We start from the raw sequence: 25944 nt of genomic DNA on the forward strand, positions 1-25944 counted from the left end.
GGCAGGGGGTGACGGGGCTGGGGAGGTGTTCAGAACCACTCGGCGATCGCCTTGTCCGCGGGATTGCTGTTGTCTTCCGGGGTGTTGCGGCTGAACTCCAGGGTGATGTTCCGCTTCTGGATCCCGTCGGCCGCCACGGCCTCGATGGGATAGAGCTGGCGTCCGTCCCGGAAGGGAACCTGAACGCGGAAGGTTCCGTCGGACGAAAGGGGCACATCCTCCCCACCGATGCTCAGCTTGGCCGCGGGGTCGGTGGCGCCGTAGACGATCAGCTCCGCGTCGGCCACCAGCCAGAAGGAGCGCTGTCGCGGGGCCACCCCACCGATGCCGGAGTCGCTCCGGCCGCTGGCCCAGATGCCGATGCCGGATGCACTGCGCTCGGAGTCTTCCAGCAGGCTGCTGTCGAGTTCGTGGAAGGCCTCAGAACCCCGGCTGATCCGGCGCCACTGGGATGTGGCGGTCTGGTAGAGGCGCTCGTGCAGGCCCGTATCGCCCGGAGGCTCCATGGTGGTCGGCACGGGGGCCGTGGCCGGAGCGGTCTCCAGGGAGAAGGGAACGAACTGATCGAGGATCTGCTCGCTGGGGTGGAGGGCCGGGACCCGGGCCACCGAAGAGAACGCCAGGGAGATCCAGCCGCCGCCATTGGCCTTGCGGTAGCCGAGTTCGACCCGGTAGTCGCGATCGCTGAGCGGCACGGGCAGGTACCACTCGGTGGCATGGCTGTCGACCACCACCTCCTGGAGGGTGTGGGGGTGCGCCGAGCCGCCGGAGAGGCCGGTCACATCGGCGACCCTGAGGCACAGCTGGCTGGCACCTGCCGCTAGGGCCTCGGCTCGATCGTCCTCGGCGATGTCCCAGAACACATAGGCCCACTGGGGATCACGGGGCAGAAACACCACGCTGGTCTCGGCCATCGGGCGGGGAGCCGGCGCCATCTCGGCTTCAATCGCTTCCAGCGAAAGCTCATCGGGCTGCTTGCGAGAGGTGATCTCACTCACCAGCTCGTCCTTGGACTTGCGGCTGTAAAGGCTCACGCCAAGGTCGCTGGCAACCTGGCGCAGCTGCCTCAAGGTCATCTTGGCCAACGCGGTCAGGGCCTGGCTCACAGCGAAAGATTTCATTTGGGATCAGTGTGAAGCACTTTTCGCCAAACCGATCGGCCTTGCTCCCCGGGGTCAGCATCCTCTGACTGCCTGGGGCTCGGGGCGTCACCCCCCGGGGGCGGCGGTTGCGGAAACAAAAAAGGCGGCCTTGGGGCCGCCTGGGATTGCCATGGGTGGTTCGGGTGGGGGCTGTCTCAGCGCCCGATGCTCCGGTAGGGAACCTTGGCCATGTAATTGATGTCGGCGCTGGAGGAGGCGCTGGTGGCACGCATGGCGGGCAGGCTGCGCACCCAGGGCAGGTAGTCCTCGGGGAAGCCGCCGCGGCGCTGGCGGGAGCGCTCGGGGTAGACCTTGGCCGTACCGGTGTAGACGACCTGGGGGAAGCCCAGGATGCTGCGGTAGTAGGCGTCGTAGCGGGGGCTGGTGAGGTTGAAGGGGGTCTCGCCCAGGTCGCGGCTGCCCACCACACGGTTGCGGTGGTAGGGCACGCCGTCGTAACCGAAGGCCTCCAGGTACTCCTGGGAGTCGAGGATGTCATCCACCATGCCCTTGACTCCGCGGGTCATCAGCACGGCCGACCAGGCAATCTCCTCGGATTTGCCGTGGGTGGGACGGCCCAGCAGCTTCTCCACCAGGTGGCGCGCGACCCGGTAGTTGCTGTTGAGGTTGTAGAAGCTGCGGGTGAAGGTGTCCGACAGGCAGAGGGAGCGGATGAAATCCCGCACCGTGATCTGACCGTCGCGCAGCTGGCACTCCAGGGTGCGGTCGCGGTCGACCTTGAAGGCATGGAAGAAGATCTGCCGGTAGGCCGCTTCGATCACGAAATTCTGATCTTCGCGGTCCATGGCTTTGTCCATGGACACGGCCTTGGGATCCTCATCCGAGCCCACCCGCAGCGCGCGGACCCGCGCGTTCTGAGTGGTGGGCGCGTACTTCAGGAGGGGCAGGGCCACGCGAGTTCAGCAACCGTCGCCAGGGATCGTAGAAGTGCGCCCGGGGCTGGGCTGACCACCTCCGGGCAGGGCTCACAGTCCGTAACACGCTTCCGCCGCCTCACCCCTGGCGGTGGTGGCCCCACGCCCGGTCACCAACCCAGTGGGGAGAGGGGCGCGTCGGTGGCCTGGGCTCCCGCTGCGGTGGCGCCTGGGCCCGGTGTCTCCAGCACCCGGGTCTCCACACAGAACGAGGCGGTGTTGGACAGGCCCTCCACCGTGCTGGTGCGCAGCCTTACGTTCGGCCCTGCGAAGCTGAAGCGCTCCAGGCTGTCCATCGTCTCGTAGCTGGTGGTGAGCAGCAGCCCGTCGCGCTCGTCCATGGCGAAGCGGCCCGCCACCGGCGCGGTCTCCGCGTAGCCCCGGTCGCGCAGCAGCAGCCCCTCCCGTCCGCTGGCGTCGGTGGGGATCAGGCCGAAGACGCTCTCCCCTTCATGGGCCTCACCGGCCTGGTCCCACGCCATCGAGGCGTTCCAGGTGACCCGGCATCCCCCCACCAGGGCCGCCGGGGACTGGCCGTGGAGTTCGGCGATGGCGATCAGGCGCGGATGGTCCGCGGCCAGCTCCGCCACCTCGATCCAGGAACCGCCGGCCTCGGCCCGTCGATGCAGCAGATGGTGGCTGCTGCGCTGGGAGCGCCAGCGGCCGCAGCTCAGCCGGAAGAAGCTGATGGCATCGGCGATGGCCTCGGACACGGTCGGGCTGCAGCTGTGGCGATGATCGCAAGGCACGGGGCGGGCGTGGTGGCGATCGGCGTGGCAGCGGCCCTGGCGGCGGCGCTCTGCTGGACCCTGGCCAGTGGCCTCTGGCGCCGGCTGCCCACCTCCCTGGGAGCACTCCAGCTGAACCTGCTGAAGAATCTGCTGGCCCTGGGGATGCTGGTCGGTCCGGCCGGTCTCGCGACGGGGCGACCGGCTCCTGCGGCGATGGTCCTGCTGGTCGCCAGCGGCGTGGTGGGGATCGCCGCCGGGGACAGCCTCTTCTTTGCCGCCCTGCGCAGGCTCGGCACCCGCCGGACCCTCACCCTGGAGGCGGGGGGACCGGCCGTGGCCAGCGCGGCGGGCAGCCTCTGGCTTGGGGAGGTCCCCGGCCCGGGGCAGTGGGGCGGTATCGCCCTGATCAGCCTGGCGCTGGTGCTGGTCGCGCGTCAGCGCACGCCGGACCCGGCCGACGCCGGTCCACAGCGCCTCGGCCTGCTGCTGGCCCTCGCCGCCCTCGCCTGCGGCAGCGGCGGTGCGCTGCTGGCCCGGGCGGCCCTGCAGGACGGGGCGATCTCGGCGCTTCAGGCCGCCACGATCCGACTGGCGGCGGCCTGCCTCACCCTCTCGCCGTTGCTGCCGGGGCTGCTGCCCGGGCTGCGCCGCTGGCGCTCCGGTCCCCGGCCCGCCCAGCGGCGCTGGCCCAGGGTTCTGATGGCGACTCTGCTGGGTACCAGCGCCGGCATCGTGCTGCAGCAGCTGGCGCTGAGCCGTCTTCCAGCCGGGCTGGCGGTTGGCCTGCTGGCCACCTCGCCGGTGATGGCCGCCCTGCTGGCTCCCCTGGAGGGGGACCGGGTCAGCTGGGTGGGCTGGATGGCCGCCTGTGCCGCCCTGACGGGGGTGACGCTTCTGGTCCGCTAGATCCCGGAGTCCCGCCGCAGCCGGGTATCGGCCTGATTCCGGGCCCAGCCACACAGCTGGCTGAGCTCGAGGGCGAGGGCCGACGTGGCCAGTCCTGCCGCGATCGCGGCCAGCTGGCTCCCCGCACCCTCCAGCTGCTCCAGGAAGACCCTCGTAAAGGCAGGATCCCCGGCGAGGTCCGGCTGGCTCGCGGCCCAGCCCGCCAGATCCGCCGGGGTGGGCGGAGCCCCCTGCTCCCGTCCGGCGATCGTCTGCAGGGTGCGCAGGGCATGGGCCAGCAGCCGGAGATGGTGACGCTCAAGCGCCGGCAGCAGGGTGGACTCAAGCTCGGCGAGTTCGCTGGGCGTGAGCGGGCCGTGGGCCGAATCAGCCGGGGATCTGCTGTCGCTCATCGCGCTGTCCTTCCCACCCCGGCCATCCTGCCGGCGGGCCCGGGCGGCTTCACGGGGGCGGTTGGGGCTGCAGTCGGAAGCCGCAGGAGTGGCCCTGCTCGAGCCGCCAGTGGATCCGCTCCACCTCGCAGTCCGGGAAGGTCGCGCGGATCAGCTGCAGCTCCTGATCGCAGACACAGGGAAACTGCTCGGCGATGCGCATCACGGAGCAGTGGAACTCCTGGATCACCCAGGAGTGGCCGTCGGGATGCGGGCAGCACTCGGCGACATAACCCTCCCGGCGTCGCAGTTCCACCAGACGCTCGAGCCGCTGCTGCAGGCTGCCGTCCCCCACATGCTGACGGTAGGTGCGGGCCTTCTGGGCGCCTTGCTGCATGAGCAGCACCTGGATGGTTTCCGGCGGGAGGGCGCTCGCCATCGACTGGAGCAGTCCGAGGGCGAACGCTTCGCTGCCATCCGGGAAATGGGCCTGGCCCCGGGCTGTCAGGTGCCAGCGGTTGATCGGACGCCCCGGTCCGGCCGCGGCCGGCATCGACTGGACCAGGCCTTCCTCTTCCAGGGCCCGCAGGTGGCGACGCATCACCTGAACGGAGACCCCGAGCTCGCTGGCCAGGGCCGCCGCGGTGGTTTCACCCTCGCGCAGGAGGAGGGTCAGGGCCGCCTGGCGGGTGGTGGAGGGGGCCGGTGACGAGGCCGTTTGGCCTGCTTCCTCAGGAGTCGCTGGCCGTGGGCTGCCGTGTTGGCTGCCGGTCTGCTGCGGACCGGGCGTGGTGACTGCTCGGGTGTGGGAGTCGATGGTTGAAGACATGACCGACACCTGGCTCTCACACGATGCCACGTCCCCCGGGTGATTGGGGATCGGGGTGGGAGGGCCACCCCAGGACGGCACAATGGCCGTTCCCCCAGGCGTCGGACCGGTGCCCTAGGCTTCGGGTAACGAAACTTTCTGGTTTCGTAACTCCGCCCTGCGATGGCCTGCCCAGCGGTTTCCATGCTGGCAGCCCCCATCCCAGGCCGGAACCCAGGCCCAGTCAGTTCAGTGTTCCCGCCCTCTGCAGAGCCCACCCTCAGCCATGGCCGACCCCGCTGCGAGCAATCCCACACCCAGTTCCGAGAGCCTGGAGGTGATCCGCAAGTTCGCCGAAACCTATGCCCAGCGCACCGGCACCTTTTTCTGCAGTGATCCGGGTGTGACCGCCGTGGTGCTCGAGGGCCTGGCCCGGCACAAGGACGAACTGGGTGGAGCCCTCTGCCCCTGCCGTCACTACGAAGACAAGCAGGCCGAAGTGGCTCAGGCCTTCTGGAACTGTCCCTGTGTGCCCATGCGGGAGCGCAAGGAATGCCACTGCATGCTCTTCCTGACGGAGGACAACCCGTTCCGCTGCGAGAAGCAGACCATCGCTCTCGATGAAGTCAAATCCCTAACCGCCGGCTGATCCAGTCGTCTCACCGCCATGTCCACTGCCACCGTTGGTGATCTGGTTTCGCAGCCGTACAAGTACGGTTTCGTCACGGATATTGAAACCGAAAAGATCGCCAAGGGCCTCAGTGAGGATGTGGTTCGGTTGATTTCCTCTAAAAAGCAGGAACCCGACTTCCTGCTTCAGTTTCGGCTGCGTGCCTACAGGCAATGGCAACAGATGAAGGAGCCTGATTGGGCGGCGCTGGCCTATCCGCCCATCGACTATCAGGAGATCATCTACTACGCCGCTCCGCGCCAGCAGGAGAAGAAATCGAGCCTGGACGAGGTCGATCCCAAGCTGCTCGAAACCTTCGACAAGCTGGGCATCCCCCTGAGTGAACAGAAGCGCCTCTCCAACGTGGCTGTGGATGCGGTCTTTGACAGCGTTTCGATCGCCACCACCTTCAAGGAGCAGCTGGCCGAGCATGGGGTGATCTTCTGCTCCATCAGTGAAGCGGTCCGGGAGCATCCCCATCTCGTCGAGGCCTACCTAGGGACAGTCGTCCCAACCAATGACAACTTCTTTGCGGCGCTGAATTCGGCAGTGTTCAGCGACGGCTCCTTCGTGTTCATCCCCAAAGGTGTGGAATGTCCGATGGAGCTCTCCACCTATTTCCGCATCAATTCCGGCGACACCGGTCAGTTCGAGCGCACCTTGATCGTGGCTGAGGAGGGCGCCTCCGTGAGCTACCTGGAAGGCTGTACGGCCCCGATGTTCGACACCAATCAGCTCCATGCTGCCGTCGTTGAGCTCGTCGCGCTGGACGATGCCTCGATCAAGTACTCAACAGTTCAAAATTGGTATGCGGGCGACGAAAATGGCGTCGGCGGCATCTACAACTTCGTGACCAAGCGGGGCCATTGCCGAGGTGATCGCAGCAAGATCAGCTGGACCCAGGTGGAAACTGGCTCAGCGATCACGTGGAAGTATCCCAGCTGCGTCCTGCAAGGAGCTGATTCGGTTGGGGAATTCTATTCCGTTGCCTTGACCAACAACAGGCAGCAGGCGGATACCGGAACCAAGATGGTTCATGTCGGCCCCCGTACCCGCTCCACGATCGTCAGCAAGGGCATCAGCGCCGGTCACTCCTCCAACAGTTATCGCGGCCAGGTGCAGATCGGCCCCAAAGCCGTTGGCGCCCGCAATTACAGCCAGTGCGACTCCATGCTGATCGGGGACGAGGCGGCGGCGAACACCTACCCCTACATCCGCTCCCAGCAGCCCGATGCCGCCGTGGAGCACGAGGCCAGCACCTGCCGGATCTCGGCCGATCAGCTGTTCTATCTGCAGAGCCGTGGCATTGGCTTTGAAGAGGCGGTGTCGATGATGGTCAGTGGTTTCTGTCGGGACGTCTTCAACCAGTTGCCCATGGAGTTCGCCGCCGAAGCCGACAAGCTGCTCGCCCTCAAGCTCGAGGGATCGGTGGGATAAGACCCTCCCCCGGCTGCAGGCTGCCCTTCGTCGTTCTGCCTCCACTCACCTGCCATCCACCCCTGTCTCCCCGTTCTTCCGCTCGTCTCCCCTCCCCGTGATCCGCACCGACGCCCCGGTCCTTCTCGAGATTTCCGATCTGCATGCCTCGGTGGATGATCTGCCGATTCTCAAGGGCGTGAACCTCACCATCCGCGCCGGTGAAATCCATGCCGTGATGGGGCGCAACGGCAGTGGCAAGAGCACCCTCTCCAAGGTGCTGGCCGGCCATCCGGCTTACACCGTCACCGCCGGCACGATGCGCTACCGGGGCACGGATCTGCTGGGTCTCGATCCGGAAGATCGCGCCCGCATCGGGGTGTTTCTCGGATTCCAGTACCCCGTGGAGATTCCTGGTGTCAGCAATCTCGAATTCCTGCGGGTGGCCACCAACGCCCGCCGCACTGCCCAGGGTCAGGAGGAGCTCGACACCTTCGCCTTCGAAGACCTGGTGCAGGAACGTCTGGGCGTGGTCCAGATGGACCCGGCCTTTCTGGAGCGGAGTGTCAACGAAGGGTTCAGCGGCGGCGAGAAGAAGCGCAACGAGATCCTCCAGATGGCACTGCTCGAACCTGTTGTCGCGATTCTCGATGAGACCGATTCCGGGTTGGATATCGATGCCCTCAGGATCGTGGCCGGCGGTGTCAACCACCTTGCCAGTCCTGACAACGCCACCCTGCTGATCACCCACTACCAGCGGCTTCTCGATCTGATCACTCCCGATTACGTCCATGTGATGGCGTCCGGTCGCCTGCTGCGCAGTGGCGGCAAGGAGCTCGCCCTCGAGCTGGAACGCACCGGTTACGACTGGGTGGACCAGGAACTGGCCCGGCTCGAGGCGGACTCCGGGCGCCAGCCAGTGGAGGTGGGTTGATGACGGCGACCACACCCCGCACCGCTCCGGTGTCCGAGGGGTCGGCTGACTGGCTCGCCGCCCTGGCCGGTGCGCCTCTCCCCAGCCGCCGCCAGGAGGACTGGCGCTTCACCGATCTCACCACCCTGCGGAGCGTTCCACACCAGGTCGCCTCCAGCGAGAATGGTGGCTGGATCCCCCCGCACCTGCCCTCGGGCATCACCACCCTGGCGGATGGGGACGCCGAGACCCACCGCGGTCGCGCGGTCGCCGGCACCGCCTGCGCGGACCACTGGCCCGTGCGGTTCAACGCCGGCCTGGGGCCCGCGACGCTCGCCCTGCGCGTCGGTGCCGGAACCTGGACGCTGGAGCTGCCCTGGGAGGGAGGGTCGATGCCCGGTTGCCAGGCCCGCCGCCTGCTGCTGGTGCTCGAACCCGGGGCTGATCTCCAGTTGCTGCAGGTGATCCGTGCCACGGACGACCAGGCCCTCAGCCTCGTGGTCGAAGTGGAGATGGGGCCGGAGAGCCGTCTGAAGCTGGGCACCCTGGCCCTGGGGCGGGGCGCCCGATCCACGCTGCTGGCCCACACGGCCGTGCGGCAGGCCGCCGGCAGTGAGCTCAGCCTGATCAGCGCCAGCTCGGGCTGGGGGCTCATCCGCCAGGAGCCTCGTGTGGTGCAGCTCGAGGGGGCCGCCCACACCCAGCTGCGGGGTCTGCAGCTGGTGGATGGTCAGGAGGTGGCCGACACCCACAGCCACGTGCGCTTCGAGGGGCCTGCCGGTGTGCTCGACCAGCTCCACAAGGCCGTGGCGGATGGTTCCGGCCGCAGCGTGTTCAACGGCGCCGTGCAGGTGCCGCGGGTTGCCCAGCAGACCAACGCGGCCCAGCTGAGCCGCAACCTCCTGCTCTCCGACCGGGCGCGGATCGACACCAAACCTGAGCTCGAAATCGTCGCCGACGATGTGAAGTGCGCCCACGGAGCCACCGTGAGTCGGCTGCAGCGTGACGAGCTCTTCTATCTCCAGAGCCGCGGCATCGCTGCCGCCCAGGCCGCTGCGCTGCTCCAGAGGGGCTTCTGCGATGAGGTCCTGCGGGAGCTGCCCGCCGCTGCCGCTCCCCATCGTCCGCTCCAGAGCCTGCTGGGGGAGGTCTGAACGCCATGCCCACCTCCTCCGCGCTCGGCGGTCTCTCCACCGCCCCCTCCCTCGCCGGCATCCCGGATGCCGCCGCCCCAGCCGCCCAGGTGGTTGACGATCTGGCCGCCATCACCCGGCCGGACTTTCCCCTTCTGGCCCAGACCGCCTGCCTGGGCCAGCCCCTCATCTACCTCGACCACGCCGCCACCAGTCAGAAGCCCCGCCAGGTGCTCGAGGCCCTGCAGCGCTACTACGACCACGACAACGCCAATGTGCACCGGGGTGCCCACCAGCTCAGCGCCCGGGCCACCGAGGGTTTTGAGGCGGCACGGGCCAAGGTCGCGGCCTTCGTGGGGGCGGCCAGCCCGCGGGAGATCGTCTTCACCCGCAACGCCAGTGAGGCGATCAACCTCGTGGCGCGCAGCTGGGGCGACGCCAACCTGCGCGAAGGCGATGAGGTTCTGCTCACGGTCATGGAGCACCACAGCAACCTGGTGCCCTGGCAGCTGCTCGCGGCCCGCACCGGCTGTGTGCTGCGCCATGCGGGAGTCACCCCTACGGGGGAACTCGACCTGGAGGACCTCAAGGCCCAGATCACGGACCGCACGCGCCTGGTCAGCCTGGTGCAGGTGAGCAACACCCTGGGCTGTCTCAACCCCGTCGAACGGGTGGCACCCCTGGCCCATGCCGCCGGTGCTCTGCTGCTGGTGGATGCCTGCCAGAGCCTGCCGCACATGCCGGTGAATGTGGCGGCGCTCGGTTGCGACTTCCTGGTCGGCAGCTCGCACAAACTCTGCGGGCCCACCGGGATGGGTTTCCTCTGGGCCCGCGAAGCGCTGCTCGAGGCCATGCCCCCCTTCCTGGGCGGCGGGGAGATGATCCAGGACGTCTACCTCGACCACAGCAGCTGGGCCGAGCTGCCCCACAAGTTCGAGGCGGGAACGCCGGCCATCGGCGAGGCCATCGGCCTGGGTGCGGCCCTGGATTATCTTCAGGCCATCGGGCTGGATCGCATCCGCGGCTGGGAAAAGCAGCTCACCCGCCAGCTGTTCGACCGGCTCGGCGCCATCGACGGCGTGCGTATCCTCGGGCCCACGCCGGAGCAGCAGCCTGACCGTGGCGCCCTGGCGGCCTTCACGGTGGACGGCCTCCATGCCAACGATCTGGCGGCCCTGCTCGATTCAGCCGGCATCTGCATTCGCAGCGGCCATCACTGCACCCAGCCCCTGCACCGCCTCTACGGCATCCCTGGATCCGCCCGCGCCAGTCTGAGCTTCACCACCACGCGCCAGGAGATCGACCGCTTCGCCGAGGAGCTGCAGGGAACGATCGGGTTCCTGCGCGAACACAGCTGAGCGTGCTGACCACCGGCGTTCCGGGCCTCCCATGCTTGAGCTGATCGCCCGGCTGATCATCGATCTCTCCGAGCAGCGGCTCTATGCCTATGGACCCAGCCAGGTGCTGCTGTACTCGGCCCTGGTCTCGACGGGTCTCCCCGCTTCCCCCACGCCGGTCGGCGCGTTCCACATCCAGGCCAAGTACGCCAGCACGGACCTCACCGGCGCCACCTACCAGGTGAAGAGCGTGCCCCATGTGATGTGTCTGGGCGGGCCCGGTCTCGGCCCCGACCGCTACTGCATCCACCCCGCCCCCTGGCAGGAGCAGGGCGGCCAGTGTTTCGGCGTGCCGCGCAGCCATGGCTGCATCCGAACCACCGTTGCCACGGCCCGCTGGCTGTTCGAGCGCACCGCCGTGGGCACGCCTGTGGAAATCAGGCCGTAGCGGAGATGGGGAGTCGACCATGCCCCGAGCGTCCGCCCGGCGCGCCTGCCGAGCTCTTCCTGGTGGTGCTCGGTGGCCGCGTGCCGGGCTGCAACCTCGAGCTCCACGACGTGCGCTTCGTGGCCGGTGCCACGATCGAGGCGACCCTGCCGCTGTTGCGGCGCCAGTGGTTCGGGTCCCGCCGGGGCCTGCATATCGACAGCTACGTGGCCGTGCGCCACGTCGATGGCTACCGGGTGGAGCTCAGGCCGGAGCGCTGGGCTGGAGCCGAGCGCCTCTATTTCGTGAACCTGGGGGGCTATGACCCCGGCCAGCTGGCGGAGCAGCACCGCTTCGGCCTGGAGGTCGCCCCGTCTCCCCAGGCCGCCGTGGTCCAGGCGAAGCGCCGCTGGCAGGCCCAGGTGCGCCAGCGGCACAGGGACGATCTGGTCGCCGTGGATGATTGCCTGACGGTGGATCAGCTGTCCCTCTTCGACGGGCTGTCCCTGCACGTGCATCTCACGCCCGAATCCCAGCTTGGCGGCGAACCCCTGGTGCCGGACTGGTTCGGCTACCGCTTGATCTGAGACCTGGTGATCCAGGGGCTGGTGCTCTGAGCTCTGGGCAGACGCCTGATCCCAGCGGCGACCGGAGTTCCTCGTCAGCCGTGCTGCGCGGCGTGGAGGTCGGCCTGGATCCAGAGATCGGCCTGCTCGCTGTGGGCCGCATCGAAATAGCGCGTCTCCGCGGCGATGAACCGGGAAAGCAGCCGCTGGGCCAGTTTCTGCCAGCCGGCGTGGCCCAGCACCGCCACACGCCGTGGGGTGCGGCGGTGCTCCCTGACCAGTGAGAGGTGCTCCCCCAGGGCGGCCAGGCCGGACCAGCCGTCGAACTCGCGCAGATCGACCAGCAGCTTCACCGGCTCCACCCGGCTGAACAGGCTGTCGATCTCCGCCTCGATCGCGGCGTAGGCGCTGGGCTCGAGCCTGCCGATCAGCTGCACCCGCACGACCCCGTCCTGTTCCGTGAGATGGATGCTGCCGAGGGATTCAGCCAACCAGCGCCGCGCCTCGGCTTCGTTCCCGTCGTGGAAGAGCCTGACGGGACAGGGCAGGAGGGCGCCGATGGCTCGGATGGCGGTGCGCAGCCAGGGCGCGTCACTCACCACGGCGATGCGCTCGAACCCCTGCCAGTGGCGCAGGCCCAGCAGCGTGTCGTCCCAGGCGGCGTCGAGGGCGTAGCCCTCGAAGTCCGGGCCGAAGCACAACAGGGCCTTGATGCGGTCGTGTTCCTCGATGGCCCGCTCCATCTGCGGCACGAGCACCCTGTCGTAGTCCTCCCCACGCACGAGCCCCCGCAGCCGGAAGCCCACCGTGCCTTCCGGCAGACCGGGGATCTGTTCGATCATGGTTCCAGCTCTCCCGTGACTCCCTGCTCGCAAACTAAGAAGGCCTCGGCCTGACGGCTTCACGCACCATGAACATCGACGGCACGGCCTGGCGCACCATCTGGCTGGAACCGGGGGGCTGCTCGGTGGGGGTGATCGACCAGACCCAGCTCCCCCACCGCTTCACGACCCGCAGCCTGCGCACCTGCGAGGACGCCGCCGAGGCGATCCGCAGCATGGTGGTGCGCGGGGCCCCCCTGATCGGGGTGACCGGCGCCTATGGGCTCATGCTGGCCCTGCAGCAGGATCCTGGCGATGCCGCCCTGGAAGCGGCCTTCGACCAGCTCAACAGCACCCGACCCACGGCCGTGAACCTGCGCTGGGCGCTCGAGCGGGTGCGCGATCGGGTGGCGGCCCTGCCGCAGGCGGGCCGGGTCGAGGCTGCCCGGGAGGAAGCGGAGGCCATCGCCGAGGAGGACGTGGCGATGTGCGAGGCCATCGGGAACCATGGCCTGGAGATCTTCCGGCAGCTGGCGGCGGCCCGACCGGCCGAGCGCCGGGACAGCCCCTTCCAGGTGCTCACCCACTGCAACGCCGGCTGGCTGGCCACCGTCGACTGGGGCACGGCCCTCGCGCCGATCTACAAGGCCCACCGGGCTGGGCTGAACATCCACGTGTGGGTGGACGAGACCCGTCCTCGCAACCAGGGGGCGAGCCTCACCGCCTTCGAGCTGGGGCGTGAGGGGGTGCCCCACACCGTGGTCGTCGACAACGCGGGGGGCCATCTGATGCAGCACGGTCTGGTCGATGCCGTGATCGTCGGCACCGACCGCACCACCCGGACGGGCGATGTGTGCAACAAGATCGGCACCTACCTCAAGGCCCTGGCCGCCCACGACAACGGCGTGCCCTTCTACGTCGCCCTGCCGGCCTCCACCATCGACTGGACCCTCAGCGATGGGCTGACGGCCATCCCGATCGAGGCCCGCAGCGCGGAGGAGGTCACCCACATCCAGGGCCGGATCTGCAGCGGCACGGCAGCTGGGGAGATCGCCACGGTGCAGCTCACCCCGGACGGCAGTGCCGGCTTCAACCCGGCCTTTGATGTGACCCCGGCCCGGCTGGTGACGGCGCTGATCACCGAGCGCGGTGTGGCGCCGGCGAGTGAGGCGGGGCTGCGAGGGCTGTACGGGGGGGCTGATCAGTCGTAGCCGTAGAGCTCCACCCTCACCTTGCGGGTTGGGATGGTGTCTGTGAGGAGTTGCTCGATGCTGCTCACCGTCGCGTAGCGCAGCTTGAAGGGATCGCGGCGGTCAACGGCGCTTTCGTCGGAGCCGATGAAGATCTCAAGGCCATGCTGATCCTTGCGGCGAATGCAGAGGCCCTCGGCGCGTAACTTGCCGTAGTCCAGCCGGCACCGCGTTGGCTGAATCGGTTCAGAGCTGGTGAGGTCGCCATTCCAGAAGAACATCGGCCGCTTCGTCTTGTTCTTGCGGTCGCTGTCGTCGTCATGCTTCGGGCCGGCCAGGATGAGGAAATGCTGATCGTCGATGCGCACGCAGTCGCGAAATCTGCGGCCGCCCAGATCGAACAGCAGGGGTGTGGGTGCGGCCTCAGGGACTGCGGGATCCAGCAGGAGGGCCTGGGCATGGCCATCTTCTGCCGCTGGCTTTCTGAGCCCCACCAGCAGCTGGTTGCCGCGCCAGGCGGAGAGGGCTTCGATGTTGATGTCGTCGCCGGCGAGGTCTGTGCGGAGATCGGGTGTCATGGCCGCGGGCGGCCCGGCGAGGGCATGGCCGTTGAGCCTGAAATGCCGGAGTCGCGGTTGCCTGTTGCCGATGACGTAGAGCGCATCCTGCAGCATGGCCAGGCTCTCGAAGTCGCTGTTGCCATGGCCGCCATCACCAAGATTCAGGCAGACATTGAGCTCCTTGAATTCCGGCTTCGAAGCATCATCGCTGAAGCGGAACAGGCGGATCTGATCTCGGTTGTCATCGGCCAGCAGGAAGAGATTATCCGCGACGTGGATCAGGCCTGAGGCGTTGTTGATCATGGAATGCTGAGCCCGTTCTTCGTGCTGGCGTATGGGGTGAGCCGATGCGGGCCAGGCGTTCGGCCCCGATCTGGAGGCCATCCTGCTCCTCTGGATCATGGAGGCGGAAGGCAAGCACTGCGATGGGTACGCCGACCAATGGGTATCCCGGCTGTGCCTCAAGAGGCCCGCATCGCCCGCAACCGGTGTTCCTGCGGGCTGATGCCGCGAACTCGCTTGAAGGCTGCGCTCAGCGCGAACGGCGTGCTGTAGCCCAGGGCGTAGGCAACCGTGCCCACAGTGGCCTCCGGGTCGCAGAGCATGTCGGCGGCGAGGGCAAGTCGCCAGCTTGTCAGGAACTTCATCGGCGATTCTCCGACGACGTCCCGGAACCGTCGTGAGAGCGCCGATCGAGAGGCCCCCACTTCGCGGCAGAGCGTCGCCAGGGTCCATGGAAACGCCGGTTGCTGATGCAGCACCTGCAGGGTGCGGCTCACCAACGGGTCGCTGTGGGCCCGGTACCACGTGGGCGCGCTGGCGGATGGACGAGTGAACCAGGCGCGCAGGATCGCGATCAGGAGGAGATCGATCAGGCGGTCGAGCACGGCCGCCTGGCCCGCACACTCCTTCTCCATTTCCTCGCACAGCAAGCTCACGAGCGGCGAGCCCCAGGTGTCGTTGGAGAGCGTCAGCACCGGGGGCAGCACACGCAGCAACCGATCACTGATGTCGCTGGTCGACTCATAGGCGCCCACCAACATCAGGGTCGAACCGTTCGGATCGTTACCCCAGGTGCGAACCCCGTGCATCAACTCCTGCTCGAGCGACTCCCCGTTCAGGTTGGTGCAGCGTTGACCGGGGTGAATCACGATCTCTGGTGCGGTGTCCGGATGGTCGGCCACGCAGTAGTGCAGCGGCGCACGGGTCACGGCAACATCGCCCACGCCGAGGCGCACCGGCTCGCTTCCATCGGGCACAACCCAGGCGTGTCCGCGCACGATCGCCAGCACCGTGATCGGGGACTTGGCAAGGATCCGCAGCGACCACGGCGGACGCATCACGGTACGCAGCGCGAAGGCCCCACGCGCCCGCGGACCGTCCAGCAAGCCACCAAACAAGTCCATCGTTCCGAGGCTAGGGCTGGACGCTCGCGTATGGATCTGAGCAGCTCAGCGATGGCCTGAACGGAGGGTCCTGCCGAGGATCTGAGTCGACCCTCTCAACCAACGGATGCCAAGCACCAACCACACCACAACGATCCTGGTGATCGGAGCGAGTGGCAAGACCGGCCGCCGCGTGACGGATCGGCTCGTCGCCCAGGGCCGGCGGGTTCGTCCCGTGTCCCGCTCGACGCAACCACGCTTCGACTGGCAGGACCCCAGCACCTGGTCGCCCTGCCTCGACGGCATCGCCGCTGTGTACATCACCTACTTCCCAGACCTGGCCCTGCCCGGCGCGGCCGAGACCGTGGACGCGTTCGCGCGACTCGCCGTTGCGCGCGGTGTTCGGCGCCTCGTGCTGCTCTCCGGCCGCGGCGAGGCGGGGGCCCAGCGCGCCGAACGCTACCTGCAGAATTCGGGCGCCGATTGGACGATCGTCCGCTGCGCGTTCTTCAACCAGAACTTCGATGAGAACTTCGCCGACTCCGTGCGCCACGGTGTTCTCGGGATGCCGGCCGGTGACACCGCCGAACCGTTCGTCGACGCCGATGACATCGCCGACGTCGTCGTGGCTGCACTGACCGACGACCGTCACATCGGCGAGATCTACGAACTGACAGGCCCTCGCCTGCTCACGCTCGCCGAAGCCGCGCAGGAGCTGGGCGCCGCCATTGGCCGGGAGGTGCGCTACGTGCCGCTGAGCGCCGAGGAGTTCGGCGCCGAGCTGGGAGCCCACGGGATGCCGGCAGCGGACGCCACCCACCTCGCCACGCTGCTCAGCGAGGTGCTCGATGGCCGCAGTTCCCACACGGCTGATGGCGTGTGGCGGGCGCTGGGACGCCCAGCTCGCGACTTCGCCGATTACGCCAAGGACACCGCCGAGACAGGCGCCTGGCGGCTCGAGACGCTGGCTTCATGACCCTCCGGATCGTCCGTCAGGGCTTGTGCCGACCGGTGCAGGCCCCCACAACACCCAAGCCGCGCTGAGCCTTGCTCAATGGAACTACTCCTTCGTTCCTATTCCTCCATCCTGATGGGTTAGCCGTGTGTTCAGGATTCATTGTTGTTTCATCATCGTGAATGAGTGATGAAGCAGCACTACGGGCGAGTGGCCTGGCTGGCTAACGTTTGAATTCACCGGCCTGCGCCGCTTTTCGCGCAGGTCCGGTGGAATGATGGGTTGGGCGCGCAAGGCACAGGCTTTACTACCTAATAATTAGTGCTCGCTCGGATGACTACCTTGTGATGCTCGGAATCAAGCATAACGAGCATGAAGTCGTTTACATCCGCATCCAGCGTCGGACGAACGGTCTTCGGAGCGTGCATGATGTCGTTGCCTGCGGTCCTGATCTGGTACAACCCTGTACGAGGCTGCGAGGGCATGGACTGCTTGAAGCGTTCGAGGATCTGCTGTTCTGTCGGGTTGTAAATAGAGCCCTCCGGCGGGAGAGCCCGCCCTGACTCCCGAGTAGACCTGGCCCTCGCTTCTCTTGAAGTTCGGATACCTGCAAGGTGTTTCAAGACACCATCAGGGATCGGCAGACGCTGCCACTTGCCGGAGTCCGCAGCTGCGCGAGCCAAGACGTTGAAGTCAGCACCGCTGAGCTGGAAGACCATCGTGATCTTGAGGCCCTCGCGCCCAAACCATCCTGGTTCCGAGGGCGTGGCCTCGTAGGTGACTGCTGTGGCAGCCCTCGGGATGTTGAACTCGCGGCGCAGGGTCAGTTCATCTGCCTGGCGCGTCGTGCAGCCTGCGAGGACAGCGCAACTGAGAACTGCGGCGATTAGCGATGACCTCATGATGCCTCGTAATGCTGCGCCCAACGGTGCCCCTGAGTGGCAGGCAACGAGTGACTGGAGAAGCAGAGAGCTGCGGCGGCCTGACTACTCCAGGGGCTTGTTCGGAGTCCCCCCATTCTCTCTGATCTGGCGAACAGTCTTCTCGTCGCTGAGACATAATCTCTGCTGGATAAACAGAGTGCAAAACACAAGGGCAGTCCGACAGACTTGACTGGAGACTTAATGGTGGCGTTGAATTGCTGTGCATATTCTTCTTCCGTTTGGTCTAAGCGATTGTCCGGAACAAGAGTGCCACCAGAAGACATTACCAGAAGACAGACAGAACTCCATGGTTGAGATCTGGCCATTCCATCGCCTCCGATACATCCTTCCGGGATTTGGAGTAGAGGCAACCGCTTAGCCTCGCTGACCAGCATGTGAGCCTCTTCCTGCCCTTGAGACCAGTTGCGGAGCAGTGGAGCTGGCCTTTCATCCGGGGGACGTCGGTTCCTGGGTGGAGGTGCTAAGGAATTTCCGCCAGCTGGCCTGAATCGGCGGCGGATTTCGCGCTGTCGTTGAACCCAATCAGGGCAACGCAGGCGCAGGCGCGACGGTCTACTCCCCGTCCCCCAGGAAGATCAGCGAGTCCCGGTTCACCCACAGCACCCGGCCGCTCTGGCCTGGGTAGCCCACCCGGCACCAGGTGCCCTGGCTGTTTGAGGTGCACGCCAACTTGTCGAGCGTTTCCCCCGACACCCCCATCCCCGCGATCGCGGCGCCGTAGTTGGGCTTGGCGTACAGGGTCACCGTGGGCTGACCATGGCCGCTGAGTTTCACCTTGCTGTGGGCCTGGTGATCCACGGCCGCTGCGGGCCGACTCTTGACGTTGGAGACGGCAATCCGGTTCCCATCGCCGTTTTGCTCGCTGAGCGTGAAGCTGTGGTGGCCGCTCATCAGCCAGATGCGGCCCTGTTCATCACGCATGCGGCGGTTGTCAGTGGTGGGTGGACCGGCCGGCACGAAGCGATAGATGGCACTGCCGCTGAAGCTGATCTCAAATCCCCCGTTGCCCCAGGGCTTCACCTGACAGGTCTGCTTGCTGTCGTTCATCCAGCAGTCCAGCGCCTGGGCGGCTGCGGCAGGACGCACCAGGGAGGCCCCGGCGATGGCACCTGCGCTGACAGCAGCGATGGCAAGGAAGCGGCGGTGGAGCATGCGAGAGCAAAGGAAAGCCAATCGATTATCCAGGTGGGTGTAGCAATCCCCCGCCAGCAGTAGGCCATGACACACTCGGACATCCCTGCCCTGGAGGCCCTCAGCCGCGACTACAGCGAGACGCCCCGGCGGGTGCTGTTTGTGCTGGGTTCCGGGAAGAGCCCAGCGGTGGAGGTGTTTGAGGCTGCAGCGCAGCAGCGCTCCACCAGCATCGATCCCCAGCATTTGGCGGAGATGGCCGCCGGCAGGCGCCGCTCGCTGACGCTCTGCACCCCGATTCAGATGGTGCCTGAGATCGTGCGCTCGCTAGCCCACAGCAATGTGGCCGTGTACCAGGTGCAGCTACTGGAGGAGTGAGCCCAGACTCACTCCATCGTGCGCACGGGGGTGGTGCACCAGCGGCTGCGGCCGACTCCGGCAGCACTCTGGAAGCGATCGTCGCGGAAGTCCGCTCGGCCGGTTCTGGGCTCAATGCGGGCCACCCGCCAGAGCTCCTGCCCGCAGTTGATCGTGACGGTGATGCGGGTGCCGTCGGAGGCGTTGATGAGCACGAAGCGCACACCGTCGTAGAGGCGCATGCGGCAGCCGGGTGGCTGACAAGGCAGCCGGCGATGGCCGTGAGCAGCGGGGGGAGCCGGGAGAACAGGCTGGTCACGGGGAAGAGGCGCGGCGACTAGGAACAGCAGCACCCATCATGACAATCTGTCTGGAGAAAATCCGTCTCGAGAACAGCCTCACGATGCGCACCTGTCTCCACCTGCTGCTGGCCGCTTCCCTGGTGCCGCTTCTGCTGCCGTTGCCGGCACCAGCAGCGGAGGTCTGCACCCCATCAGAAAGCACCGTGGCCGAAACCCGCTGCGTGATGAAAGCGCTCCAAGCCAAGGATCGAGAGCTGGAGAAGGCCCTGGTGCGAGTGGCCAGCGAGGCCAGGCAAGTGCCCAGCGAAACCTTCCAGACGCTCTGGCGCGACAACCTCACCGGCTTCTACAAGACCAGTGCCGACCCAAGCGAGCAGGCGCGTGCTTTCCGCGCCGAACGCCGCAAGGTGTGCGCCTACGCCAAGTCGGTGAGCTTTCAGGGGACGGGCTACGGCATCTTCACGACGCGCTGTGAGCTGGCGCTCACCCAGACCCTGCTGGAGCAGCTGCGGCCATGAAACGCACGCTCATCCGCCTATCGCTGTTGCTGCTCGCTGGTTCAATGGCCTGCTGGGTCGCCTATCGGCTGATCGGCGTACATGTGGATGCAGATGGCATCCTGCGGGAGGCCTTTCCTCTGATCCCTATTGGTTATTTTCTGGGCTTAGGTGGCGTTGGGGCTGGGATCGCTGGCTTGCTGTGGAGGAAGCCAGCAAGAGGCCGGTGATTCAGAGTACCAAGGTACTTCCGAACGACCAGCGTAACCGGGCGGCGACGCTACGCGTCGATTTCAGATTTCGCTGGATTCGCCGCTCCGGTTCACGCAATTGTTCGACGACCACACTCAAAGGAATGGTTGCCACTCAGTCCCGTGCTTTGGTGCCGTCAGTGTGCTCGGAGGATTTTCGTGTTTCTCGATTACACACAAATATGGATAGAAGTGAATGGAGTTGATCTCCTGTTGGGCTCGCGTTGATGTGAATCCCAGGACTCCGCTGACCATGCCATTACATGCGTTCAAGCTTTGAACCAAGCCAGCGGCGAAAGCAGCAAACCGGTTCGAGATGCCGTGGATGTCTTCACAAACGTATACGCTGCCGACCGGCATGCAAGGCAGCATTTCCTCCAGCGTCACCATTTGCTGTTCCGGTGTGTGCCCGCCGTCGTCGATTAGAATGTGAATCTGAGGGGTATCAGTCCTGAATCGTGCCCAAAACTCGCGGCTTTCCTGATCGCCGATGAATACGCGAATTCTATCCGTTTCATATGATCTGCAGGCATCCTCGATGTCCACACCATATATGCGACAGCGGTCGCCAAAATACTCGAGCCACATGTCAAGACTGCCGCCGCTGTAGATGCCGATTTCCAAGAGGTTGACTTCTTGGTCTCTGAACCGTGCGAAGTGTCGGTCATAGGCATTGAAATAGTGCGTCCATTTCCAGATTCCGGGACCCTTTTCGTGCTTTGAGAAGTAATCCCAAAGCGGATTAGAAGGTGATGTTGCGTCTCCTTCGTCGGGCGCGCGAAGTGCCAATCTCTCTTCTATCGCCAAACCTCGAATAAATGCTGGGAACAAGCTGGCAAAACGTACGAACGCGCGTGGCTGCCGAATGAAGTTCTTTAGGATCGCAAGCAGTAGCCGAAGTTTGTAATACATTTGGGGTGGTTCAGTCTCTTTGTGCGTCGAACTAGTCATTGGAAGGTTCCGTGAACCACGCTCCAGGACCCCTCGCTTTCCGATAACCATAGAAGGAAGCTCTGTTCGGATCCCGCTGAATCCCCATGCGCCAATCGGTTTCACAAGTTGGATCGTAAATCTAGCCGTGGTTCACGGGTCCGCAAACCACTTGTTCGAGCGGCTACAGAATGTCGGCGGGGCTGCGCACACCCAGCGGGCCGCGGTTGAGCACGTGGGTGTAGATCATCGTTGTGCTTACGTCCTTGTGCCCCAGCAATTCCTGGATCGTTCTGATGTCCTGGCCGCGCTCCAGTAGATGGGTGGCAAACGAATGGCGGAACGTGTGGCAGCTGGCTGCCTTGGATACTCCAGCTGCAGCCACGGCCCGCTTCACGGCTTTCTGCACGAGGCTTGGATCCAGATGGTGCCGCCCCTCGGTGCCTGAGGCCCGATCGTGCCAGCGATGCTCCTGGGGGAACACCCACTGCCAGGCCCACTCCCGATCGGCATTCGGGTACTTCCTTGCCAGGGCATAGGGCATCAGCACTTGGCCCCAACCAGCCGCCAGATCCATTTGATGCAATCGGCGCACACCCCGTAGATGGTGCTGCAGGTTTGCCACCAGGCTCTGGGGCAGCAGGGTGAGCCGGTCCTTGCCGCCTTTCCCATCCCGCACGGTCAGTTCCCGTCGCTCGAAGTCGAGATCCTTCACCCTCAGCCGCAGGGCTTCCATCAAGCGGAGGCCGCTGCCATACAGCAGCCCCACCACCAGCGCTGGGTCACCATCTAGGTGCTCGCGCACAGCCCGCACCTCGGCTTCGCTCAGCACCACCGGCAAGCGGCGTCGGTTCCTGGCCCGCACCACCCCATCCAGCTCAAGGTCACGACCCAGAAGCTCGCGGTACAGAAACAGCAGCGCGGCCAGGGCCTGGTTCTGGGTGGAGGGGCTCACCTGAAGATCCACCGCCAGGTGGGTGAGGAAGCTGTTCACCTCGACACTGCCCATCTCTCGGGGATGCCGCAGGTTGTGGAAGCGAAGAAACCGCCTCAACCACAGCTCATAGGTCTTCACCGTGCGACGGGCGTAGTGGCGGGTCTGCAGTTCCTCCCGATAGCGCTGGATCAGCCCTGGAGGTCTGGCTTCAAGCGTCATGGTCATCGCCGGCCTGGGACTGGTTCAGGTTTGCCCCGTGCTTTCAGCCGTCTCAGCGCAGCACGAAGCGCTCCTGATGCACCAGGCGCCCGTCGGCGCGGATCTCCAGCCGGTAAAGGCCGGGGGGCCAGGGGGTGCGGGTCGGGGCCAGCGTGAAGAGCACCGATTCCTGCCCCGGCTTGGTGTCCACAGCGGCACTGTCGATGCGCTGATCGGAGGGCACTCCTTCCACCGTTTCGGCGAACCAGGTGCCCTCGAAGCGGCTTCCGCTGCGGCTGCCGGTGGCGAAGTGATAGGTGAAGCGGGGGGTGCTGAGCGGAAACTCGAAGCCGTCTGGCGTGTAGGTGCGGGTGGTCTGGGCCGGCAGAGGGCCCGGGGCGAGCAGCGCCAGCGCCGCGATGGCTCCAGCCCTGGGAAGGAGGTGCATGGTGAGGGAGCGGAAGACGTCGTACCCCCCTGCCTAGCCTCAGCCGTTCAGGGGGCATCACCATGGCGGCCACAGAGCAGGAGTTGCGCCAGGAGCTGGTGGCCACGGCGCGGGCGATGGGAAGCGCCGGCATCAATCAGGGCACCTCGGGCAACCTCTCGGCCCGGATTCCCGGCGGGCTGCTGATCACCCCCAGCGGCGTTCCCTACGACGGCATGGGGCCGGCTGACCTGCTGGCCATCGGTTTCGACGGCCAGCTGCTGACGACATCTGAGGAGAGCGGCGGCGGAGCTCCTGGCCGAAGCCTTCGCCCCTCCTCCGAGTGGCGCCTCCATGCCGACCTGCTCCGCTGCCGGCCGGATGTGGAGGCGGTGCTGCACTGCCACTCGATCCAGGCCACGGCCCTCGCCTGCCATGGCCGCCCCATCCCCCCCTTCCACTACATGGTGGTGATCGCCGGCGGCGCCGATATCCGCTGCGCCCCCTACGCCACCTTCGGCAGCCAGGAGCTCTCGGATCTGGCCCTGGAGGCCCTGCGCGATCGCCGCGCCTGCCTGCTGGCCCACCACGGCCAGGTGTGCCTGGGGGGCAGCCTGGCCCAGGCCCTGCGGCTGGCGATCGAGGTGGAAACCCTGGCCCACATGTACCTGCAGGCGCTGCAGCTGGGGGAGCCGCCCCAGCTCTCGCTGGAGGAGATGGGGCGGGTGGCTGAGCGCATGGCCGCGCTGCACTACGGCCGCTGAGCCCCCCTCGAAACCCAACCCCCCCTCAGGCCACCGCCTTTGGCGCCGTGCCGGCCAGAACCAGGCCCGTGGTGGCGAAGATCAGCACCAGGCCCAGGCACACCCCGGTCCACACCGGCAACCCCCAGCCGGCCACCGCCAGCGGCGCCACCACGGTGATCACCCCACCGGCCAGGAACGGCTGCAGCATCAGTTGCTTGATCGAGAAGGCCGGCAGGGCCGTGCTCTGGTCGAAGGGATCGGCCATGTGGAGCAGCACCAGGCCGCTCGCCGACACCCCTGTGGCCTGGCCGAACTCGATCACGGCCCGCTCGAACCAGTCGCGCGGCAGGATGCGCGGCGCCAGCAGCAGCACCACCGCCAGGTTCCAGGCCAGCCCCGCGGCGATCAGCACCGACAGCGGCAGCCAGTCGGCCCGAAGCAGTCCCAGATCCAGGCCCGCCGTGGCGGCCGTGATCAGCAGATTGGCGGAGGTGGTGCTCACCCGCGTCTGGATCGGGGCGAGGGCCCGGTGGGCCTGGCCGCTGCTCTCGAGCAGCAGCCGCGTGATCAGTGATCCGAGAATCGCGAAGGGGAACACCGGCAGGTCTTCCACCACGGTGTCCACGCCCCCGCCCACCCAGCCGCCGATCAGCCGCAGCCCTCCCAGCAGGGCCAGACCCACCAGCACGGCGCAACCCGCCAGGGCCAGATTCACCAGCCAGGCGGCGGCTCCCGGGTGGCTGGGCTGCTCGAGGCTGCCCGTGCGCGGCGGCTGCCGCAGGTCTTCCGGGTGCACCGACAGCCAGCCCAGCTGCCGCCCCAGCAGCACCACCAGGCCCCCCACAAGGGTGGAGGCCACCAGGCCGGCCGAGGCCAGGGTGAGCCCCAGGGCCTGTCCGCCGGGGAACCCCAGCGCCGCGTAGCTCGGGCCCATCGCGGCCGCCGAGCCGTGGCCGCCCTCGAAGGCCACCTCGATCAGGCAGGCCATCATCGGGCTCACCCCCAGCCGCGGGCCCAGCACCAGCAGCACCGCCAGGCCGCCCACCACGTACTGCCCGAAGGCCAGCACCAGGGCCAGGGAGATCTGGCCGCTCACCGGCCGCCACAGCCCCGCCAGCTTCGGCAGCGGCTTGCCGAGCATCAGGCAGGCGAACACCAGGGTGAGCAGCACCTGGGGCAGCTCCGCCCACACCCGCATCACGGGCTCGGGCACCAAGGGCAGGGGCCCGCCGGGGGCAATCAGCAGCCCCAGCACCCCCGCCAGCAGCGCCTCCGGAATGCCCCACACCACCAGCGACAGCCGGTGGGACACGGCGCGGGCGACCAGCAGAAGCAGGGTGAGCAGGGCCAGGGCGGCGGCCACCCAGCCCGCGTCGATCAGCCAGCCGGGGGCCTCCTGCGCCAGAAGGCTCATGGCGCGCCCTTCAAGAAAAACGGGACCCGAATCCTAGTCATGGCGCCGGCGCGGGCTGCGGTGTTGGCCCCCCGGCTGGCGGGTGGGGCTCAGATCTCCGCGGCCGCCCGTTCCACCAACCGGCGGGCCACGGCCTGGGTGCCGGTGTGCTGGTAGGTGTCGGTGAAGGCGTCCAGAAAGGTCGCCAGCTGCTCGAAACGACCCTGCCAGGGCCCGAGGGTGCTCTCCAGGGCCTGGACCGCCTTCTGGCCACTGAGCCCCAGGGTCCCCACCAGGCCCGAGGCCCAGCCCAGCCAGGCCTCCACCCCGCGTCGCACGAAGCCGAGGTGGGCCTCCTCGCTGCGGCCGGGGATCAGGGGCGCCATCGCCCTGTAGCCGGGCAACTGGCGCAGTTCCCCGTGCCCGACCTGCCCGAGCAGGTTGTCGAGCCGCTCCAGCGCCTGGTCGCCGAGCGGCAGCAGCGCGTCGAAGCACAGCATGGCCACCATCCGGACCCTGGCCTGGCCGGCGTAGTCGGCCAGGGACGCCGTGAAGTCGCCGAAACTGTCGCCCGGCAGGCCGTTGACCTGGGTGAAGGCCAGCAGCTCCGCCGAGACCTTCAGCGCCAGATCGGCGGCCTGCAGGGTGTCCGTGGCGGGGGTGAGGTTGGCCAGCCCCTTGATCAGGGGCAGGGCTGCGCCGACGTTGGCGGCCAGGCGCAGGCCTCCACTGGCCCTTTGGGACCGGTTGACGGCGTCGTAGAGGCTCAGGGCCCGGGCGTAGCCCTCATGGCGTGCCCGGCTGAGGGTGTCGGCCCGGGCGCGCACCTGGGCGATCAGCTGGGGATCCTCCGTGCCGAGCACCTCGGCGATCAGGGCATCGGCCCGGGTGATGTTCTGCCACCCTCCCGGCACCAGGGTGCCGATGCCCTTGAGGGCCAGCACGGTGAGATTGCGTTTCGGCAGGCGCTCGAGGCGCTCGAGAACGGTGCGGCTCATGCGGGCTGGCGCGAGGGAGCGAGGGCCGGGGACTGGCGGGGCTGGGGCAGGCTGGCCAGGCCCGGCAGATCGAAGGCCTCGAGCAGTTCATGGCGCTGGGTGGTGTCCAGTCCCTCGTTCTGGCCGATCACCTTCACCTGGAACCGCTCGGCCACCAGCACCGCGCTGGCCTGGCTGCCCTGCTCCACCAGCGGCCAGCCCCTGAGCCGGTCGCGGCTGTCCAGGAACTTGTCACGGGCTTCGGGCGCTGTGGCGGTGTCGGAGATCGCCAGCAGGGCGAGGGCTTGGCCGCCGTGGCTGAGTCGGGCCTGGCTGAAGCCCCGTTTCTCCTGGGTGAACACCAGCTGCTCCCCGGGGCCGGGGGTGGGGAAGAGCCGGTTGAAGGCACTGCCGTTCACCACCTGGGCGGTGGGAACATCACCGACCGTGCCACCAGGAAGCCAGGTGGAGACGGGCAGGAGCAAAAGGGCTCCGATCAGCAGGCCTGCACCCACCACCAGGGCCAGCCCCCAGCGCAGCATGCGGTTCATGGCGATGTCCTCCGAGCTTGGGTCTTCGCTCGTGCTA

Annotated in this window: 32 protein-coding genes; 15 read left to right on the plus strand and 17 right to left on the minus strand. The window is 67.0% G+C overall.

Annotated elements, in window-relative coordinates; genetic code table 11:
- Window positions 1-29 precede the first annotated feature (29 nt).
- The 3 genes from ACLD7X_RS05295 to ACLD7X_RS05305 all read right to left on the minus strand — a co-directional run bounded on the left by ACLD7X_RS05295 (window position 30) and on the right by ACLD7X_RS05305 (window position 2790).
- Window positions 30-1121: a DUF4912 domain-containing protein gene (locus ACLD7X_RS05295; RefSeq protein WP_411422456.1), complete on the minus strand. Its 1092-nt coding sequence runs from the start codon at window positions 1119-1121 to the stop codon at window positions 30-32.
- Window positions 1122-1297: 176 nt separating this feature from the next.
- On the minus strand, window positions 1298-2056 hold the full coding sequence (locus ACLD7X_RS05300) for a phycobilisome rod-core linker polypeptide (protein ID WP_411422457.1): 759 nt from the start codon (window positions 2054-2056) through the stop codon (window positions 1298-1300).
- A gap of 131 nt (window positions 2057-2187) precedes the next feature.
- Entirely contained in the window at window positions 2188-2790 is a 603-nt protein-coding gene (locus ACLD7X_RS05305) for a phycobiliprotein lyase (protein ID WP_411422458.1), read from the minus strand.
- Between the two features lie 21 nt (window positions 2791-2811).
- Here ACLD7X_RS05305 and ACLD7X_RS05310 point away from each other — a divergent pair, with 21 nt between their 5' ends.
- Window positions 2812-3714 (plus strand): EamA family transporter, encoded by a 903-nt coding sequence (locus ACLD7X_RS05310; RefSeq protein ID WP_411422459.1) that lies wholly within the window; start codon window positions 2812-2814, stop codon window positions 3712-3714.
- On the opposite strand, the gene ACLD7X_RS05315 is transcribed toward ACLD7X_RS05310, so the two are convergent.
- The gene (locus tag ACLD7X_RS05315; protein ID WP_411422460.1) at window positions 3711-4106 is read right to left on the minus strand and encodes a hypothetical protein; all 396 of its coding nucleotides are present in this window, start codon (window positions 4104-4106) and stop codon (window positions 3711-3713) included. The two genes, ACLD7X_RS05310 and ACLD7X_RS05315, sit on opposite strands and share 4 nt — an antisense overlap.
- A gap of 49 nt (window positions 4107-4155) precedes the next feature.
- The gene (sufR, locus tag ACLD7X_RS05320) at window positions 4156-4914 is read right to left on the minus strand and encodes an iron-sulfur cluster biosynthesis transcriptional regulator SufR (protein ID WP_411422461.1); all 759 of its coding nucleotides are present in this window, start codon (window positions 4912-4914) and stop codon (window positions 4156-4158) included.
- A gap of 265 nt (window positions 4915-5179) precedes the next feature.
- Here sufR and ACLD7X_RS05325 point away from each other — a divergent pair, with 265 nt between their 5' ends.
- The 7 genes from ACLD7X_RS05325 (at window position 5180) to ACLD7X_RS05355 (ending at window position 11376) form a co-directional block, all read left to right on the plus strand.
- Entirely contained in the window at window positions 5180-5542 is a 363-nt protein-coding gene (locus ACLD7X_RS05325; protein ID WP_411422462.1) for a ferredoxin-thioredoxin reductase catalytic domain-containing protein, read from the plus strand.
- An 18-nt stretch (window positions 5543-5560) separates the two neighbouring features.
- Window positions 5561-7000, plus strand: coding sequence for a Fe-S cluster assembly protein SufB (gene sufB, locus ACLD7X_RS05330; protein WP_411422463.1), 1440 nt, complete (start codon window positions 5561-5563; stop codon window positions 6998-7000).
- Between the two features lie 97 nt (window positions 7001-7097).
- The gene (gene sufC, locus ACLD7X_RS05335; RefSeq protein ID WP_411422464.1) at window positions 7098-7913 is read left to right on the plus strand and encodes a Fe-S cluster assembly ATPase SufC; all 816 of its coding nucleotides are present in this window, start codon (window positions 7098-7100) and stop codon (window positions 7911-7913) included.
- Window positions 7913-9046 (plus strand): SufB/SufD family protein, encoded by a 1134-nt coding sequence (locus ACLD7X_RS05340; protein WP_411422465.1) that lies wholly within the window; start codon window positions 7913-7915, stop codon window positions 9044-9046. Before sufC ends, ACLD7X_RS05340 begins: the two co-directional genes overlap by 1 nt.
- A 5-nt stretch (window positions 9047-9051) precedes the next feature.
- Complete coding sequence (locus ACLD7X_RS05345) at window positions 9052-10383, plus strand: SufS family cysteine desulfurase (protein WP_411422466.1); 1332 nt, start codon at window positions 9052-9054, stop codon at window positions 10381-10383.
- A gap of 31 nt (window positions 10384-10414) precedes the next feature.
- Window positions 10415-10810, plus strand: coding sequence for a L,D-transpeptidase (locus tag ACLD7X_RS05350; protein ID WP_411422467.1), 396 nt, complete (start codon window positions 10415-10417; stop codon window positions 10808-10810).
- A gap of 5 nt (window positions 10811-10815) precedes the next feature.
- Window positions 10816-11376, plus strand: a complete 561-nt coding sequence (locus ACLD7X_RS05355) for a DUF1543 domain-containing protein (protein WP_411422468.1) — start codon at window positions 10816-10818, stop codon at window positions 11374-11376.
- A 74-nt stretch (window positions 11377-11450) separates the two neighbouring features.
- Here ACLD7X_RS05355 and ACLD7X_RS05360 read toward each other — a convergent pair whose 3' ends face one another.
- Complete coding sequence (locus tag ACLD7X_RS05360) at window positions 11451-12197, minus strand: SpoIIAA family protein (protein WP_411422469.1); 747 nt, start codon at window positions 12195-12197, stop codon at window positions 11451-11453.
- 68 nt (window positions 12198-12265) lie between these two features.
- Between ACLD7X_RS05360 and mtnA the strand changes: the two genes are divergently transcribed.
- A complete protein-coding gene (gene mtnA / locus ACLD7X_RS05365) occupies window positions 12266-13387 on the plus strand; it encodes an S-methyl-5-thioribose-1-phosphate isomerase (RefSeq protein WP_411422470.1) in 1122 nt (373 codons plus the stop codon).
- Here mtnA and ACLD7X_RS05370 read toward each other — a convergent pair.
- On the minus strand, window positions 13378-13944 hold the full coding sequence (locus tag ACLD7X_RS05370; protein ID WP_412006980.1) for a hypothetical protein: 567 nt from the start codon (window positions 13942-13944) through the stop codon (window positions 13378-13380). The two genes, mtnA and ACLD7X_RS05370, sit on opposite strands and share 10 nt — an antisense overlap.
- A 24-nt stretch (window positions 13945-13968) precedes the next feature.
- Here ACLD7X_RS05370 and ACLD7X_RS05375 point away from each other — a divergent pair, with 24 nt between their 5' ends.
- On the plus strand, window positions 13969-14214 hold the full coding sequence (locus tag ACLD7X_RS05375) for a hypothetical protein (RefSeq protein WP_412006981.1): 246 nt from the start codon (window positions 13969-13971) through the stop codon (window positions 14212-14214).
- 173 nt (window positions 14215-14387) lie between these two features.
- On the opposite strand, the gene ACLD7X_RS05380 is transcribed toward ACLD7X_RS05375, so the two are convergent.
- A complete protein-coding gene (locus ACLD7X_RS05380) occupies window positions 14388-15332 on the minus strand; it encodes an AraC family transcriptional regulator (RefSeq protein ID WP_411422472.1) in 945 nt (314 codons plus the stop codon).
- Between the two features lie 106 nt (window positions 15333-15438).
- On the opposite strand from ACLD7X_RS05380, the gene ACLD7X_RS05385 reads away from it, so the two are divergent.
- Complete coding sequence (locus ACLD7X_RS05385; protein WP_411422473.1) at window positions 15439-16287, plus strand: NAD(P)H-binding protein; 849 nt, start codon at window positions 15439-15441, stop codon at window positions 16285-16287.
- A 290-nt stretch (window positions 16288-16577) separates the two neighbouring features.
- Here ACLD7X_RS05385 and ACLD7X_RS05390 read toward each other — a convergent pair whose 3' ends face one another.
- Together ACLD7X_RS05390 and ACLD7X_RS05395 are read right to left on the minus strand one after the other, a co-directional pair.
- Window positions 16578-17168, minus strand: a complete 591-nt coding sequence (locus ACLD7X_RS05390; RefSeq protein WP_412006982.1) for a hypothetical protein — start codon at window positions 17166-17168, stop codon at window positions 16578-16580.
- Between the two features lie 594 nt (window positions 17169-17762).
- A complete protein-coding gene (locus ACLD7X_RS05395) occupies window positions 17763-18362 on the minus strand; it encodes an SH3 domain-containing protein (RefSeq protein ID WP_412006983.1) in 600 nt (199 codons plus the stop codon).
- Window positions 18363-18428: 66 nt separating this feature from the next.
- Here ACLD7X_RS05395 and ACLD7X_RS05400 point away from each other — a divergent pair, with 66 nt between their 5' ends.
- Window positions 18429-18719: a hypothetical protein gene (locus ACLD7X_RS05400; RefSeq protein WP_411422476.1), complete on the plus strand. Its 291-nt coding sequence runs from the start codon at window positions 18429-18431 to the stop codon at window positions 18717-18719.
- A gap of 8 nt (window positions 18720-18727) precedes the next feature.
- Here ACLD7X_RS05400 and ACLD7X_RS05405 read toward each other — a convergent pair whose 3' ends face one another.
- Window positions 18728-18940: a hypothetical protein gene (locus ACLD7X_RS05405; protein WP_412006984.1), complete on the minus strand. Its 213-nt coding sequence runs from the start codon at window positions 18938-18940 to the stop codon at window positions 18728-18730.
- A 116-nt stretch (window positions 18941-19056) separates the two neighbouring features.
- Between ACLD7X_RS05405 and ACLD7X_RS05410 the strand changes: the two genes are divergently transcribed.
- A complete protein-coding gene (locus ACLD7X_RS05410; protein ID WP_411422478.1) occupies window positions 19057-19518 on the plus strand; it encodes a lysozyme inhibitor LprI family protein in 462 nt (153 codons plus the stop codon).
- Window positions 19515-19727 carry a DUF3955 domain-containing protein gene (locus ACLD7X_RS05415; protein ID WP_197210783.1) on the plus strand — a complete coding sequence of 71 codons (213 nt, stop codon included), beginning with the start codon at window positions 19515-19517 and terminating at the stop codon, window positions 19725-19727. Before ACLD7X_RS05410 ends, ACLD7X_RS05415 begins: the two co-directional genes overlap by 4 nt.
- Window positions 19728-19844: 117 nt before the next feature.
- Here ACLD7X_RS05415 and ACLD7X_RS05420 read toward each other — a convergent pair whose 3' ends face one another.
- The 3 genes from ACLD7X_RS05420 to ACLD7X_RS05430 form a co-directional block, all read right to left on the minus strand.
- The gene (locus ACLD7X_RS05420; protein WP_411422479.1) at window positions 19845-20660 is read right to left on the minus strand and encodes a class I SAM-dependent methyltransferase; all 816 of its coding nucleotides are present in this window, start codon (window positions 20658-20660) and stop codon (window positions 19845-19847) included.
- 202 nt (window positions 20661-20862) lie between these two features.
- Window positions 20863-21834, minus strand: coding sequence for an integron integrase (locus ACLD7X_RS05425; protein WP_425625098.1), 972 nt, complete (start codon window positions 21832-21834; stop codon window positions 20863-20865).
- A gap of 52 nt (window positions 21835-21886) precedes the next feature.
- On the minus strand, window positions 21887-22261 hold the full coding sequence (locus ACLD7X_RS05430) for a hypothetical protein (protein ID WP_411422481.1): 375 nt from the start codon (window positions 22259-22261) through the stop codon (window positions 21887-21889).
- 62 nt (window positions 22262-22323) lie between these two features.
- Between ACLD7X_RS05430 and ACLD7X_RS05435 the strand changes: the two genes are divergently transcribed.
- Window positions 22324-23004: a class II aldolase/adducin family protein gene (locus ACLD7X_RS05435; RefSeq protein ID WP_411422482.1), complete on the plus strand. Its 681-nt coding sequence runs from the start codon at window positions 22324-22326 to the stop codon at window positions 23002-23004.
- 25 nt (window positions 23005-23029) lie between these two features.
- Here the strand turns inward: ACLD7X_RS05435 and ACLD7X_RS05440 are convergent, their stop codons facing one another.
- The 3 genes from ACLD7X_RS05440 to ACLD7X_RS05450 form a co-directional block, all read right to left on the minus strand.
- The gene (locus ACLD7X_RS05440; protein WP_411422483.1) at window positions 23030-24400 is read right to left on the minus strand and encodes a sodium/glutamate symporter family protein; all 1371 of its coding nucleotides are present in this window, start codon (window positions 24398-24400) and stop codon (window positions 23030-23032) included.
- A gap of 89 nt (window positions 24401-24489) precedes the next feature.
- Window positions 24490-25377 (minus strand): hypothetical protein, encoded by an 888-nt coding sequence (locus tag ACLD7X_RS05445; protein ID WP_411422484.1) that lies wholly within the window; start codon window positions 25375-25377, stop codon window positions 24490-24492.
- Entirely contained in the window at window positions 25374-25907 is a 534-nt protein-coding gene (locus ACLD7X_RS05450) for a hypothetical protein (protein WP_411422485.1), read from the minus strand. The genes ACLD7X_RS05445 and ACLD7X_RS05450 overlap by 4 nt, the downstream gene beginning before the upstream one ends.
- Window positions 25908-25944: the final 37 nt, after the last annotated feature.

Source organism: Aphanothece microscopica RSMan92 (assembly GCF_046613545.2).
In the GTDB taxonomy this organism is placed as follows: domain Bacteria; phylum Cyanobacteriota; class Cyanobacteriia; order PCC-6307; family Cyanobiaceae; genus NIES-981.